This is a genomic window from Pseudomonas sp. CCI4.2 (assembly GCF_034350045.1).
In the GTDB taxonomy this organism is placed as follows: domain Bacteria; phylum Pseudomonadota; class Gammaproteobacteria; order Pseudomonadales; family Pseudomonadaceae; genus Aquipseudomonas.
Map to the genome: position 1 here is coordinate 2,523,918 of NZ_CP133781.1, position 13,850 is coordinate 2,537,767.

The 13,850-nt window shown below is 55.1% G+C and carries 14 protein-coding genes; 11 read left to right on the plus strand and 3 right to left on the minus strand.

Annotated elements, in window-relative coordinates; all coding sequences use genetic code 11:
- Positions 1 to 430: 430 nt before the first annotated feature.
- Both rpoE and RHM65_RS11440 read left to right on the plus strand, forming a co-directional pair.
- Positions 431 to 1,012: an RNA polymerase sigma factor RpoE gene (gene rpoE, locus RHM65_RS11435; RefSeq protein ID WP_020288878.1), complete on the plus strand. Its 582-nt coding sequence runs from the start codon at positions 431 to 433 to the stop codon at positions 1,010 to 1,012.
- Positions 1,013 to 1,043: 31 nt separating this feature from the next.
- Positions 1,044 to 1,637, plus strand: a complete 594-nt coding sequence (locus tag RHM65_RS11440; RefSeq protein ID WP_322165875.1) for an anti sigma-E factor RseA C-terminal domain-containing protein — start codon at positions 1,044 to 1,046, stop codon at positions 1,635 to 1,637.
- Between the two features lie 133 nt (positions 1,638 to 1,770).
- Here RHM65_RS11440 and RHM65_RS11445 read toward each other — a convergent pair whose 3' ends face one another.
- Positions 1,771 to 2,763, minus strand: coding sequence for an IS5 family transposase (locus RHM65_RS11445; protein WP_322165339.1), 993 nt, complete (start codon positions 2,761 to 2,763; stop codon positions 1,771 to 1,773).
- Between the two features lie 82 nt (positions 2,764 to 2,845).
- Between RHM65_RS11445 and RHM65_RS11450 the strand changes: the two genes are divergently transcribed.
- The 9 genes from RHM65_RS11450 (at position 2,846) to pdxJ (ending at position 12,057) form a co-directional block, all read left to right on the plus strand.
- Positions 2,846 to 3,814 (plus strand): MucB/RseB C-terminal domain-containing protein, encoded by a 969-nt coding sequence (locus tag RHM65_RS11450; RefSeq protein ID WP_322185316.1) that lies wholly within the window; start codon positions 2,846 to 2,848, stop codon positions 3,812 to 3,814.
- Positions 3,815 to 4,120: 306 nt separating this feature from the next.
- Positions 4,121 to 5,548, plus strand: coding sequence for a DegQ family serine endoprotease (locus RHM65_RS11455; protein ID WP_322165873.1), 1,428 nt, complete (start codon positions 4,121 to 4,123; stop codon positions 5,546 to 5,548).
- A gap of 188 nt (positions 5,549 to 5,736) precedes the next feature.
- Positions 5,737 to 7,536 (plus strand): translation elongation factor 4, encoded by a 1,800-nt coding sequence (lepA, locus tag RHM65_RS11460; RefSeq protein ID WP_322165872.1) that lies wholly within the window; start codon positions 5,737 to 5,739, stop codon positions 7,534 to 7,536.
- A 5-nt stretch (positions 7,537 to 7,541) separates the two neighbouring features.
- Positions 7,542 to 8,396: a signal peptidase I gene (lepB, locus tag RHM65_RS11465; RefSeq protein WP_322165871.1), complete on the plus strand. Its 855-nt coding sequence runs from the start codon at positions 7,542 to 7,544 to the stop codon at positions 8,394 to 8,396.
- A 114-nt stretch (positions 8,397 to 8,510) separates the two neighbouring features.
- Complete coding sequence (locus RHM65_RS11470) at positions 8,511 to 8,888, plus strand: DUF4845 domain-containing protein (protein WP_322165870.1); 378 nt, start codon at positions 8,511 to 8,513, stop codon at positions 8,886 to 8,888.
- Entirely contained in the window at positions 8,885 to 9,574 is a 690-nt protein-coding gene (gene rnc / locus RHM65_RS11475) for a ribonuclease III (protein WP_322165869.1), read from the plus strand. Before RHM65_RS11470 ends, rnc begins: the two co-directional genes overlap by 4 nt.
- Positions 9,567 to 10,469, plus strand: coding sequence for a GTPase Era (gene era, locus RHM65_RS11480; protein ID WP_322185080.1), 903 nt, complete (start codon positions 9,567 to 9,569; stop codon positions 10,467 to 10,469). The genes rnc and era overlap by 8 nt, the downstream gene beginning before the upstream one ends.
- A gap of 105 nt (positions 10,470 to 10,574) precedes the next feature.
- Entirely contained in the window at positions 10,575 to 11,258 is a 684-nt protein-coding gene (gene recO, locus RHM65_RS11485; RefSeq protein ID WP_322185082.1) for a DNA repair protein RecO, read from the plus strand.
- A 52-nt stretch (positions 11,259 to 11,310) separates the two neighbouring features.
- Positions 11,311 to 12,057 carry a pyridoxine 5'-phosphate synthase gene (gene pdxJ / locus RHM65_RS11490; protein ID WP_322165864.1) on the plus strand — a complete coding sequence of 249 codons (747 nt, stop codon included), beginning with the start codon at positions 11,311 to 11,313 and terminating at the stop codon, positions 12,055 to 12,057.
- Between the two features lie 90 nt (positions 12,058 to 12,147).
- On the opposite strand, the gene cmoB is transcribed toward pdxJ, so the two are convergent.
- Positions 12,148 to 13,107 (minus strand): tRNA 5-methoxyuridine(34)/uridine 5-oxyacetic acid(34) synthase CmoB, encoded by a 960-nt coding sequence (cmoB, locus tag RHM65_RS11495; protein WP_322165863.1) that lies wholly within the window; start codon positions 13,105 to 13,107, stop codon positions 12,148 to 12,150.
- Positions 13,104 to 13,847, minus strand: a complete 744-nt coding sequence (cmoA, locus tag RHM65_RS11500; protein ID WP_322165862.1) for a carboxy-S-adenosyl-L-methionine synthase CmoA — start codon at positions 13,845 to 13,847, stop codon at positions 13,104 to 13,106. Before cmoA ends, cmoB begins: the two co-directional genes overlap by 4 nt.
- Positions 13,848 to 13,850 lie beyond the last annotated feature (3 nt).

A 13,850-nucleotide genomic window follows, 5' to 3' on the forward strand; every position in this document is an offset into this window, starting at 1 on the left:
GGCATTGTGAAACCACAGCGCGGCAGGAGTGTGCCCCAGTCTGATCAGATCTGCATACCGTTTTCCCGATAGGTGGGCGCAGGCGTGACTGTTTCAGGGTTGAAGCATATTCCTCGTCCTAAATGTGGCGATGTCTTACACCTGATAGCGAAATGCCGGGAACTTTCATGCACCCCGGAAGCTCAATAGCAGGTTGCCTATAAAGGGACGCGTCGTTTGTGTGCGGATTTATGTGACTGCGCCGCACACTGATCGGCGACAAGATTATTTACGCAGCCGGCCATGTCCGCGCTGCGTTTTTCGTGCGGCTAATGACTGTCCGTAGGAAACTTGCTTGGAGGGGAGAACTTTTGCGAAAAGCCCGAGTCTATGTTTGCAAGCCTGTTCAACGGCTGATGCAACACTCCTTCAGGTCCACCGAGGAGTGTTCATGCTAACCCAGGAAGAGGATCAGCAGCTGGTCGAGCGTGTACAGCGCGGCGACAAGCGAGCCTTTGATCTGCTCGTGCTGAAATACCAGCACAAAATTCTCGGGTTGATCGTGCGATTCGTGCACGACACCCATGAAGCCCAGGACGTTGCGCAAGAAGCGTTTATTAAAGCCTATCGCGCACTTGGTAATTTTCGCGGCGACAGCGCCTTTTATACTTGGCTGTACCGCATCGCCATTAATACGGCGAAAAACTATTTGGTGTCGAGAGGTCGGCGACCACCAGATAGCGATGTAAGGTCTGAAGACGCGGAGTTCTATGACGGCGATCATGGCCTCAAGGATATCGAGTCGCCAGAGCGTGCATTGTTGAGGGATGAGATCGAGGGCACTGTCCATCGAACTATCCAGTTACTTCCGGAAGATTTACGTACGGCTCTAACTTTACGCGAATTCGACGGTCTGAGTTACGAGGACATTGCCAGTGTCATGCAGTGTCCGGTGGGTACCGTGCGATCTCGGATTTTCCGCGCTCGGGAAGCCATCGATAAAGCCCTGCAGCCGTTGTTGCAGGAGTCCTGAGACAGCGGCGATAGCCAAGAGAGGAACCGCCATGAGTCGTGAAGCCCTGCAGGAATCGCTGTCCGCAGTGATGGACAACGAAGCGGATGAGCTGGAAATACGTCGGGTGCTGAATGCCTTTGACGATGCTGAGACACGTGCTACCTGGTCGCGTTACCAAGTTGCTCGCGCAGCGATGCACAAAGATTTGCTATTGCCTCATCTGGACATTTCGGCTGCTGTTTCTGCCGCGATTGCAGATGAAGTGAGCCCGCTTAAAGCGCCGCGCAGCCCTTGGCGTAGCTTGGGTCGTTTGGCAGTAGCTGCTTCGGTAACTGTGGCTGTATTGGCTGGTGTACGTTTGTACAATCAGGACGATATCGCCGGCGCAGAGCTTGCGCAGCAGGCGCCTCAGCCAGCAAATCTGTCCGTACCGCTAGTAAAAGGCCCGGCAGTTCTGGCCGGTTACAACGAAAGCGCCGAACAAGCTCCGGGTCCTATGGCCAGTGGCGTGATGCAAGGTCAAGCCGGTTGGCATGATCAGCGTCTGCCTGGTTATCTGCGTCAGCATGCTCAGCAAGCTGCGTTGAAAGGCACTGAAAGCGCGCTTCCTTATGCTCGTGCTGCCAGCTTGGAAAACCGCTAAGGAAGGTCTGAAATAAGACCTTCTTTTTCTGGCAAATCGGGCGTCAAGCGCTCCGAAAGAAAGTACTTCACTGAAATTTCGAAAATATCGGCTTTTATTGATGAATAAGCCGGTTTTAAGCACTTATTAACCCTTAATTTCCATACTGCGGACGCACCTGTCCTATAGGCTCCATCAAATGTCGGCGCGCCATCCACAGATTCGACAGTGCAAACAGTGTCACCAACTGCGCCGTGTTCTTTACCAACCCGCGAAACCGCACCTTGGTGTAACCAAACTGGCGCTTGATCACCCGAAACGGGTGCTCAACCTTGGCCCGAGTTTGCGATTTGGCGTATTCAATCTTGCGCAACGCACGGCCAATGACGCTTTTTTCTCCATGTTTGCGGCGGCTGCTGGGCCTGGCGGAGATCGACCAGATCATCTCGCGCCCCTCATGTTCAAGCCGCTTTTCTACGCCGGTGTAGCCCGCGTCGCCACAGAGATGGGTCTCTTCGCCGTGCAGCAACTGATCGACTTGAGTGACGTCCGCGACATTGGCTGCCGTGCCCACCACGCTGTGCGTCAGACCCGTATCAGCGTCTACTCCGATGTGCGCTTTCATCCCGAAAAAATATTGATTACCTTTCTTGGTCTGATGCATTTCGGGGTCGCGTTTACCCTCTTTATTCTTGGTCGACGTCGGCGCATGAATGATCGTGGCATCAACAATTGTGCCCTGACGAAGCATCAAACCTCGGTCTCCCAGGTAGCCATTAATGACCTCCAGGATTCCCCCGGCAAGATGGTTTTTCTCCAGCAGGCGACGGAAGTTGAGAATCGTGGTTTCGTCGGGAATGCGTTCCAGATTCAACCCCGCGAACTGGCGCAGAATCGTGGTCTCATAAAGAGACTCTTCCATTGCTGGATCGCTATAGCCGAACCAGTTCTGCATCAGGTGCACACGCAACATGGCCATCAAGGGATACGCCGGGCGGCCCCCTTCGCCTTTTGGATAATGCGGCTCGATCAAAGCGATCAACCCCTTCCAGGGGACGACCTTGTCCATCTCGCTCAGGAAAATCTCACGGCGGGTTCGCTTACGTTTACCGGCGTACTCGGCATCGGCGAAAGAAATTTGCTTCATGGGGGGCAACCGCTCGGCTCATGTGATGGGGGACATTTCACCAGATTTGAAAACCTTTTTCAGAGTTTCCCTAAGGAGGATCATGCGCGCCATCCCTCTATTGCCGCTTCTGCTCAGTGGATGGCTGGTTCTTCCAGCGCACGCCGACGATGCGCAAGACCTCCTCAAACGTCTTGCGCAGGCTGAGCAACAGCAAAGCTTTCAAGGCACTTTTGTTTACGAGCGTAACGGTAGTTTTTCTACCCATCGAATCTGGCATCGAGTCGTCGATGGCAAAGTTCGCGAGCATATGCTCCAGTTAGATGGTTCTGCGCAAGAAGTGCTACGCGTCGACGGGCTTACCCAGTGCGTGAGCGGCTTACTTGTATCAGGCATAACCAATCAACCGGACTCTCCTGCACGAGCGTTTGATCCAAAGAAGTTGTCTGCTTTCTATGAAATTAATATAGTTGGGAAATCCCGTGTGGCGGGTCGTAATGCAATTATCGTTGCACTAACGCCGCGCGACCAACATCGCTATGGCATTGAACTGCATGTTGATAGTGAGACAGCATTGCCGTTGAAGTCGTTGTTACTCAATGACAAGGGGCAATTACTTGAGCGATTCCAGTTCACCGAACTGGATACACGCGATATCCCAACAGACCAGATGTTGGAAGCAACCGCCGATTGCAAGCCCGTGCAAACCGCCAGTGCCAAAGAAGACTCATCCAGCGTCCCGGCGACTTGGCGGTCAGACTGGGTGCCTGATGGTTTTCAGTTGAGCCGCAGTTCAGCGCGGCAAGATCCAACGTCCAAAGTGACGCTCACCAGCCTGATGTATGACGATGGCTTGGCGCGATTCTCGGTATTCATCGAGCCGGTAAACGCGACGGACACCGCTGATATTCGTACTCAGTTAGGTCCTACCGTTGCGGTTTCGCGTCGGGTTGCCACTGCTTCAGGCGACGCCATGGTAACGGTTGTGGGAGAAATTCCGATTGGCACCGCTGAGCGTATCGCGCTCTCAATGCGCAATGTTGATTCGCAATCAAAGCAGGTTGCCAAATAAATCGCCCCGGTATCAACGGTGTACGCGCAAGCCGTGAACAAGATTTTCTCATTCGCCGCGATATGATCTGCAAAACGAGCTTTAGCGTGTTTCGCAGAGAGATGCTGAAATGTTTTGTGAAGGTTCAGGTTTGCAAAAAAAATCGATTGTTTCTATAGGTCATAGCCTCCCAGCTCTGGCCTTAGTCGTTTCTGGGTCAAGAAAATTGGCTGACAGAATCCGGTCGCAGTCGCTAGTGATGTGCATCCGCTTTTTCGGACCGGTCGGTCCGACAGCTCAACCATGCTCGTTGTGTACGGGAGACGTATGTTGATACCAAGCTTGAAGTCCTATTTGTCACTCGTTGCCGCTGTATTGATGCTCAGTCAAGTGGCCGTTGTTCAGGCAGAGTCTTTGCCTGACTTTACCGGTTTGGTCGAGCAAGCTTCGCCCGCTGTCGTAAACATCAGTACGCGACAAAAAATGCCGGAACGGTCCGTGGCAAGTGGTCAAATGCCCGACCTGGATGGCCTCCCGCCACAGCTTCGAGAGTTTTTCGAACACAGCATGCCCAAGGGGCAACGCACTCCCAAGGGTGATCGTCAGCGTGAAGCTCAGTCCCTGGGCTCTGGCTTCATCATTTCGTCTGACGGGTACGTGCTAACCAATAACCACGTGATCGAAGGAGCGGACGAAATTATCGTGCGTCTGTCCGATCGCAGCGAATTGAAAGCCAAGTTGGTCGGCACCGACCCGCGCACTGACGTTGCCGTGCTGAAAATTGACGGCAAGGACCTGCCCACCGTCAAGATCGGTGATTCCGACAAGCTGAAAGTGGGTGAGTGGGTATTGGCCATCGGCTCGCCGTTCGGCTTCGATCACTCAGTGACCAAAGGCATTGTCAGTGCCAAAGGTCGCAGCCTGCCGAATGACACCTATGTGCCGTTCATCCAGACCGACGTGGCGATCAATCCGGGTAACTCCGGTGGCCCGCTGTTCAACATGGCCGGCGAAGTGGTCGGGATCAACTCGCAGATATTCACCCGCTCTGGTGGTTTCATGGGTCTGTCTTTCGCGATCCCCATCGACGTCGCCATGGACGTAGCCAATCAGTTGAAATCGGGTGGCAAGGTCAATCGCGGCTGGTTGGGCGTGGTGATTCAAGAGGTCAACAAAGACTTGGCTGAGTCCTTCGGTCTCGACAAGCCAGCCGGTGCGCTGGTGGCTCAGGTACTGGATAACGGTCCTGCGGCAAAAGGCGGCATTCAAGTGGGTGACGTGATTCTCAGTGCCAATGGTCAGCCCATTGTCATGTCCGCCGACCTGCCACATATTGTCGGCAACATGAAGGACGGCAGTAAAGCTGACCTGCAAGTGATTCGAGACGGCAAACGCCAAACCGTGAGCGTTACCATCGGTGCGCTGCCGGACGAAGGCCAGGAGATGGGTATTCCTGGAGAGGGCGCGGAGCACAGCAGCAATCGTCTCGGTGTCTCGGTGGTCGAATTGACTGACGAGCAGAAAAAAAACTTCGACCTCAAAGGCGGTGTAGTGATCAAGGAAGTGCAGGAAGGTCCTGCGTCTTTGATCGGTCTGCAGCCGGGCGATGTGATTACCCACCTGAACAATCAGGCAATCACGTCCGCGAAGAACTTCACTGAGGTTGCCAAAGACCTGCCGAAGAACCGGTCAGTCTCCATGCGCGTCTTGCGCCAGGGCCGTGCAAGCTTCATTACGTTCAAACTGGCTGAGTAACCGGGCGGCTTAATAAAAAGGGCGGTGATTACCGCCCTTTTTTGTGTCCGTGTTCAGGTAATGCGGTTACATAACCGTAACTGATCGTTGCCTGGCTTACGAACGTGACGCCCCAGCCTTCGATCAGGTACAATTCCCGGCTATTTTTCGGCGGGCAGTCTGCCTGCAACCTTTTTGAGTGTTGATCCGTGAGTGATTTGAGTCATATCCGCAATTTCTCCATCATCGCCCACATTGACCATGGCAAGTCGACGCTGGCCGACCGCTTCATTCAGATGTGTGGCGGCTTGTCCGAGCGCGAGATGGAAGCTCAAGTCCTCGATTCCATGGACTTGGAGCGCGAACGCGGCATCACCATCAAGGCTCACAGCGTTACCCTGTATTACAAGGCGCTGGACGGTAAAACCTATCAACTGAACTTCATCGACACCCCAGGCCACGTTGACTTCACCTATGAAGTCAGCCGGTCGCTGGCTGCCTGTGAAGGCGCGCTGCTGGTTGTTGACGCGGGGCAAGGGGTTGAAGCCCAGTCCGTCGCCAACTGTTATACCGCTATCGAGCAAGGCCTTGAGGTCATGCCGGTGCTGAACAAGATCGATTTGCCGCAGGCAGACCCTGATCGCGTCAAAGAAGAAATCGAAAAGATCATCGGCATTGACGCTACTGACGCAGTTGCCTGCTCGGCCAAAACCGGCCTCGGCGTTGATGAGGTGCTGGAGCGTCTGGTTCACACCATCCCTGCTCCGACCGGTGATATCGACGCGCCGCTGCAAGCGTTGATCATCGATTCCTGGTTCGACAACTATCTTGGCGTTGTGTCGCTGGTGCGCGTGCGCAACGGCCGCGTACGCAAGGGCGACAAGATTCTGGTCAAATCCACCGGCAAAATGCATTTGGTGGACAGCGTGGGTGTGTTTTCGCCCAAGCACACACAGACCGTTGATCTGAAAGCTGGCGAAGTGGGATTCATCATTGCCGGTATCAAAGACATCCACGGCGCCCCCGTTGGCGATACTTTGACCCTGAGCACCACGCCTGATGTAGCCGTGTTGCCCGGCTTCAAACGTGTTCAGCCGCAGGTGTATGCCGGGCTGTTTCCGGTTAGCTCGGACGATTTCGAAGACTTCCGCGAAGCGCTGCAAAAGCTGACGCTGAATGACTCGTCCTTGCAATACGCGCCGGAAGCCTCCGACGCGCTTGGTTTTGGCTTCCGCTGCGGCTTCCTCGGCATGCTCCACATGGAGATTATCCAGGAACGTCTAGAGCGCGAGTACGATCTGGACCTGATCACCACGGCGCCGACGGTAATTTTTGAATTACTGTTGAAAACCGGTGAAACGATTTTGGTCGATAACCCGTCAAAGCTTCCTGATCAGTCTACGATCGAAGACATGCGTGAGCCGATCGTACGCGCCAATATTCTTGTGCCTCAAGAACACTTGGGTAACGTCATTACGCTGTGCATCGAAAAACGTGGCGTGCAACACGACATGTTGTTCCTGGGCACTCAGGTACAAGTGACCTACGACCTGCCGATGAACGAAGTGGTCTTGGACTTCTTCGACCGTCTCAAGTCGGTGAGCCGTGGTTATGCGTCTCTGGACTACCATTTCAACCGTTACCAATCTGCAAACCTGGTCAAGCTTGATGTGTTGATCAACGGTGAGAAAGTCGACGCGTTGGCGTTGATCGTGCACCGCGACAACGCGAACTTCAAAGGTCGCGCGTTGACCGAAAAGATGAAAGAGCTGATCCCGCGGCAGATGTTCGACGTGGCAATCCAGGCCGCCATTGGCGGGCAGGTTGTGGCACGGACAACCGTCAAGGCGCTCAGAAAGAACGTACTGGCCAAATGTTACGGTGGTGACGTTAGCCGTAAGCGTAAACTGCTCGAGAAGCAGAAGGCCGGTAAAAAACGCATGAAGCAAGTCGGTAACGTGGAAATTCCACAGGAAGCCTTCCTTGCAGTGCTCAGGTTGGATAGTTAGGTCCTATGTCACTAAATTTCCCGCTGTTGTTGGTCATCGCCGTTTTCGTATGCGGTTTGCTTGCATTGCTCGACTTGGCCATTTTGGCGCCACGTCGGCGTACCGCGATATCGACTTATCAGGGCAGCGTCAGCCAGCCGGATGTCGCCATCGTAGAGCGACTGAACAAAGAACCTTTGCTGGTTGAATACGGCAAATCGTTCTTTCCAGTGCTGTTCATCGTGCTGATTTTGCGCTCGTTTCTGGTAGAGCCGTTTCAGATTCCGTCGGGGTCGATGAAGCCAACACTGGACGTGGGTGATTTCATCCTGGTAAACAAATTCTCCTACGGCATTCGTTTGCCCGTACTGGATCAGAAAGTGATCCAGATCGGCGATCCGCAGCGCGGTGACGTCATGGTGTTTCGCTACCCAAGCGACCCAAGCGTCAACTACATCAAGCGTGTAGTAGGTTTGCCCGGTGATCAGATTCGCTATACCAGTGACAAGCGTCTGTTCATCAATGGTGAATTGGTCGCCAAGCAGTTGATCGGTTCTGAACCAGGCACTCTAGGCAGCGCAGAGCTTTATCAAGAGAAACTGGGCGAAGTTGAGCATCAGATTCGTCAGGAAATGAGTCGCTACCGCGCGCCACCTGATCATGAATGGACCGTGCCAGCGGCGCACTATTTCATGATGGGTGACAACCGTGACAACTCTAACGACAGCCGTTTTTGGGACGATCCCAACATTCCCAAGGATGAACTGGGCATGGTCCCCGACAAGAATATTGTCGGTAAAGCCTTCGCTGTCTGGATGAGCTGGCCTGAGCCGAAACTGAGCCACTTCCCGAATATTTCCAGGGTTGGCCTGATCAAGTAGCCAAATACGGCGCTGTTTCGCAACAGCGCCGTATGTCATTTGGGTTGGCTTGAAACGCTGGCAACGGCACAAAAACCTTGCTGGCAAATAGAGCAGCTACGCTTGAGGTCGAACATGACATCCGCCGCGTCGCAAAAAGGTTTGTCCTTATTTGGGTGGTTGCTCACATTGGCGCTGGTCGCTTTTGTGGCGAGCACGGCGTTTAAAATGATTCCGCATTACCTCGACTACATGTCGTTGAAGAAAATTATTAGCTCGGTCGATACCGACAAAGCGCTGGAAATTACAACGGTCAGCGATTTTTACAGCCATGTCAGCAAGGGCATGGAGGTCAACAGCATTCGGGATTTGGATTTGAACAAGGCGTTAAGTGTGACGGTGGAGAACAACCAGTTCCTCGCCCATTTGAAATATGAGAATCGCGAACCACTGATCGAGAATATCGATTTAGTGATGAAATTCGACCACGAATTCAGTGTGGCTAAACCGTGAGCGTTTCCTTAAGTCGCCTGGAGCGTCAGCTCGGCTACACCTTCAAGGATCAGGACCTGATGATCCTGGCCCTGACTCACCGAAGTTTTGCCGGACGCAACAACGAACGTCTGGAGTTCCTCGGTGATGCCATTTTGAACTTCGTCGCTGGAGAGGCTTTGTTCGACCGCTTCCCTCTTGCGCGAGAAGGCCAGTTGTCTCGGCTTCGTGCGCGCTTGGTGAAAGGTGAAACCCTGGCGTTGCTGGCCCGTGGTTTCGACTTGGGCGAGTACCTGCGCCTGGGTTCCGGCGAATTGAAAAGCGGTGGGTTCCGTCGCGAATCGATTTTGGCCGATGCCCTTGAAGCATTGATCGGTGCAATCTATCTGGACGCTGGCATGGACATGGCGCGAGAGTGCGTGTTGGCCTGGCTAACCACCGAGTTCGATAGCCTGACGCTGGTCGATACCAACAAAGATCCGAAAACCCGTCTGCAAGAGTTTCTGCAGTCGCGCGCCTGTGACTTGCCACGTTATGAAGTGGTGGATATCCAGGGCGAACCGCACTGCCGACTATTCTTCGTCGAGTGTGAGATCACCTTATTGAACGAAAAAAGCCGGGGTCAGGGTGTCAGTCGTCGCATTGCCGAACAGGTAGCAGCGGCCGCAGCACTCATTGCCCTTGGCGTGGAGAACGGCCATGACTGATTCAACCGCAACACGCTGTGGCTATGTTGCCATTGTTGGCCGGCCCAACGTGGGCAAGTCCACGCTGCTGAACCACATTCTCGGCCAAAAGCTGGCGATTACTTCGCGCAAGCCACAGACCACCCGTCACAACATGCTCGGCATCAAAACTGAAGGCCCGATTCAAGCGGTCTACGTCGATACCCCTGGCATGCACAAAAACGGTGAGAAAGCGCTCAACCGCTACATGAACAAAACCGCGTCGGCTGCCTTGAAAGACGTCGACGTGGTGATTTTCGTCGTCGACCGCACACGTTGGACCGACGAAGATCAGATGGTCCTTGAGCGCATTCAGTACGTGCAGGGACCGGTGATTCTGGCGATCAACAAAACTGACCGTCTCGAAGACAAAGCGGCATTGATGCCGCATCTGGAGTGGCTGCAGGGGCAATTGCCCAACGCCCAGATCGTGCCGATTTCCGCGCAACAGGGCCACAACCTTGAAGCACTGGAAAGGTTGATTGCTTCCCACTTGCCGGAAAACGATCACTTCTTCCCGGAAGATCAGATTACCGACCGCAGCAGCCGCTTCCTCGCCGCTGAACTGGTTCGCGAAAAGATCATGCGTCAGCTGGGTGCCGAGCTGCCGTATCAAATTACCGTGGAAATCGAACAGTTCAAGCAGCAAGGCAAAACCCTGCACATTCACGCGCTGATTCTGGTGGAGCGTGACGGGCAGAAGAAAATCATCATTGGTGACAAGGGCGAGCGGATCAAGCGTATCGGCACCGACGCGCGCCGGGACATGGAGCTGTTGTTTGACTCCAAAGTCATGCTCAACCTGTGGGTCAAGGTCAAAGGTGGCTGGTCCGATGACGAACGCGCCCTGCGTTCGCTGGGTTACGCCGACCTGTAAGCCAAACAGCCGGTGTCGGGTCGCCTTGTCGGCCCGGCACCGCGCAAATTCATATCGTTATCCGCTACGCTTCCCATTGCTGCGATCTGCGAGCCTGCCTGAACGATGAGCACGCCAACCGGCCAACTTGCTTATGTGCTGCACAGCCGGGCGTACCGCGAAAGCAGCGCATTGGTCGACTTCCTTACGCCTCAAGGTTTGTTTCGTGCGGTGTTACGCAGCGCGCGCGGTAAGGCCGGCACCCTGGCCCGTCCTTTCGTTCCGCTGGAAGTCGAATTTCGCGGTCGAGGCGAACTAAAGAATGTCGGGCGCATGGAAAGTGCTGGCCTGTCGACGTGGCTCATTGGCGAAGCGCTGTTTAGCGGCCTTTACCTGAATGAGCTGCTGATTCGGCTATTGCCCCCTGAAGTCCCCCATCCCGCTGTTTTCGACCACTATGCCGCCACCTTGTTGGCCTTGGCCGAAGGTCGTGCGCTGGAACCGTTGTTACGCTCCTTCGAATGGCGCCTGCTCGACGAGCTGGGTTACGGCTTCGACCTGCACGCTGATATCGACGGTGAGCCGGTGGCGTCAGATGGCATGTACCGTTTGCGGGTGGATGCCGGGCTAGAGCGCGTTTGGTTGTTACAGCCTGGCGTGTTTCAGGGCGTAGAGTTGTTGGCCATGGCAGAGGCGGACTGGAACGCACCAGGCGCGCTGGCTGCAGCCAAACGCTTGATGCGTCAGGCGCTTGCCGTGCACCTGGGCGGGCGGCCGCTGGTTAGTCGTGAATTGTTTCGTAAGCCGTGAGCACACTTTATGCTGCCCAGGTTTGTTGTGATCAAATTGACAGGAGACATCTGTGACTCAAAGCACTCGCATTCTTCTTGGCGTGAACATCGACCACGTGGCCACTTTGCGACAGGCCCGTGGCACTCGTTACCCCGATCCGGTGAAAGCTGCGCTGGATGCCGAAGAGGCAGGGGCTGATGGAATAACCGTACATTTGCGCGAAGACCGCCGTCACATTCAGGAGCGTGACGTGCTGCTGCTCAAGGATGTATTGCAAACACGCATGAACTTCGAGATGGGTGTGACCGAAGAGATGCTCACGTTTGCCGAGCGTCTTCGTCCGGCCAATATCTGTTTGGTTCCGGAAACCCGCCAAGAGCTGACCACCGAAGGCGGTCTGGACGTCGCGGGACAAGAAGCGCGGATCAAGGCCGCGGTGGATCGACTGACGAAGGTCGGTTGCGAAGTGTCGTTATTCATCGACCCTGATGAGCGGCAGATCGCGGCGTCCAAACGTATCGGAGCACCTGCTATCGAATTGCACACCGGCCGTTACGCCGATGCACAGACCCCTAGCGACGTTGCAGAAGAATTGCAGCGAATTGCTGATGGCGTCGCGTTTGGCTTGGCCCAAGGCCTGATCGTCAATGCCGGTCACGGTCTGCATTACCACAACGTCGAAGCGGTCGCGGCGATCAAGGGCATCAACGAATTGAATATTGGCCATGCGTTGGTGGCCCATGCACTGTTCGTGGGTTTCAAATCGGCCGTTGCCGAAATGAAAGCGCTGATAGTGGCGGCGGCAGCCAAGGGTTGATCAAGTAGACCGCGTCAAGTTGCTCGCCAACAAGAGGGTATCTACAGAGTCCTGTTCAATCCCCTGTAGAGCCAATGTGTTGGCGAGCCTTTATGGCTTACGCGCCACAATCACGGCCCGCATCGGCGCTGGCAAGCCTTCCACCGTTCGGCTGTGGTCCGCTGGATCCAGGTAGTCGCTCAACGACTGAAAACGCATCCACTCTGTACCGCGCTGTTCTTCGACAGTGGTCGTGCTGACGTCGACACAGCGCACGTCAACAAATCCGGCACGGCGCAGCCACAATTCAAGCGCGGGCACCGAGGGGAGGAACCAGACGTTGCGCATCTGAGCGTATCGGTCTTCCGGCACCAGCACTTGCTGCACATCGCCCTTCACCACCAAAGTCTCCAGCACCAACTCGCCGCCTTTTACCAAGCAGTCTTTCAGTGCCAGCAAGTGGTCAATCGGTGAGCGCCGGTGATAAAGCACACCCATGGAAAATACGGTATCGAAGCCTTCGAGGTTGGCGGGCAGGTCTTCCAGGGTAAACGGCAGGTGCCAGGCGGGAAGGTCAGGCAAAAAGCGCTGCATCGCCTGGAATTGGCAGAAAAACAGCCAGTTTGGATCAACCCCAATCACGCTGTCGGCCCCGGCGCCCAGCATGCGCCATTGGTAATAGCCGTTGCCGCAACCGACATCCAGCACCCGTTTGCCTTTCAAATCCAGGTGCGGCGACACCCGCGACCATTTCCAATCGGAGCGCCATTCGGTGTCGATGTGTACGCCAAAGACATCGAACGGCCCTTTGCGCCACGGGGACAAACCCATTAGCGCAGTGCGTAATTGCGCACGGGTTTCAACATCACAGTCGCAGTCGAGCGTGAAGCTTTCAGCCAAGTCAATGCGCGTGGGCTTGAGCGGTGGCAAAGCGTCCAGTGCGCCTTGCCAGCGCTCAAGGTCGCCATGGCTTTTAGTCATCTTGGTATCAAGCTGTGCTTGCAGGCCGTTAGCCCACTCAGCCAAGGGCGTGCCCGCCAAACGGTGGACCAGTGGAGCGAGATCAATCATGGCAGGGCAATCAACGAGGCAAAGTTAAGGCATTGGAACCACGGCACTACTTTGGAAAACCCGGCCGCCAGCAGGCGATCCCGATGTTCTTCAAGGCTGTCGGGCTTCATGACGTTTTCGATGGCGCTGCGCTTCTGGGCAATTTCCAGCTCGCTGTAGCCATTGGCGCGTTTGAACGCGATGTGTAAATCGGTGAGCAGGGCGTGTTCCTGATCATCGGTAAACCGCAGTTTTTCCGAGAGGATCAGTGCGCCACCGGGCACCAACGCCTGACGCACCTGGCTGAGTAAATTCAGACGTTGCTCGGGGGCGATGAACTGCAGCGTGAAATTCAACGCCACCACCGAAGCCGGCTGGAATTGCAGCGCGAGAATGTCGCCTTCGATAACCTCGACCGGCAACAACTCTTGAAACATCGAGTCCTGTGCTTTGAGGTATTCACGGCAGCGTTCCACCATCGCCGAAGAGTTATCCACAGCGATCACGCGGCAACCTTCGCTGCGTACGTGCCGGCGCAACGACTGGGTGACTGCGCCTAGAGAGCTACCCAAGTCATACAACACGCTATTGGGCTGAGCGAACTGCGCCGCGAGCACGCCTAGATTTTCGACAATCGTGGGATAGCCCGGCACTGAACGCTTGATCATGTCCGGAAAAACGCGCACCACGTCTTCGTTAAAGGCGAAGTCCGGCACTTGGGCCAATGGCTGGGCGAAAATACGGTCGGGTTCTTTGCTCACAGC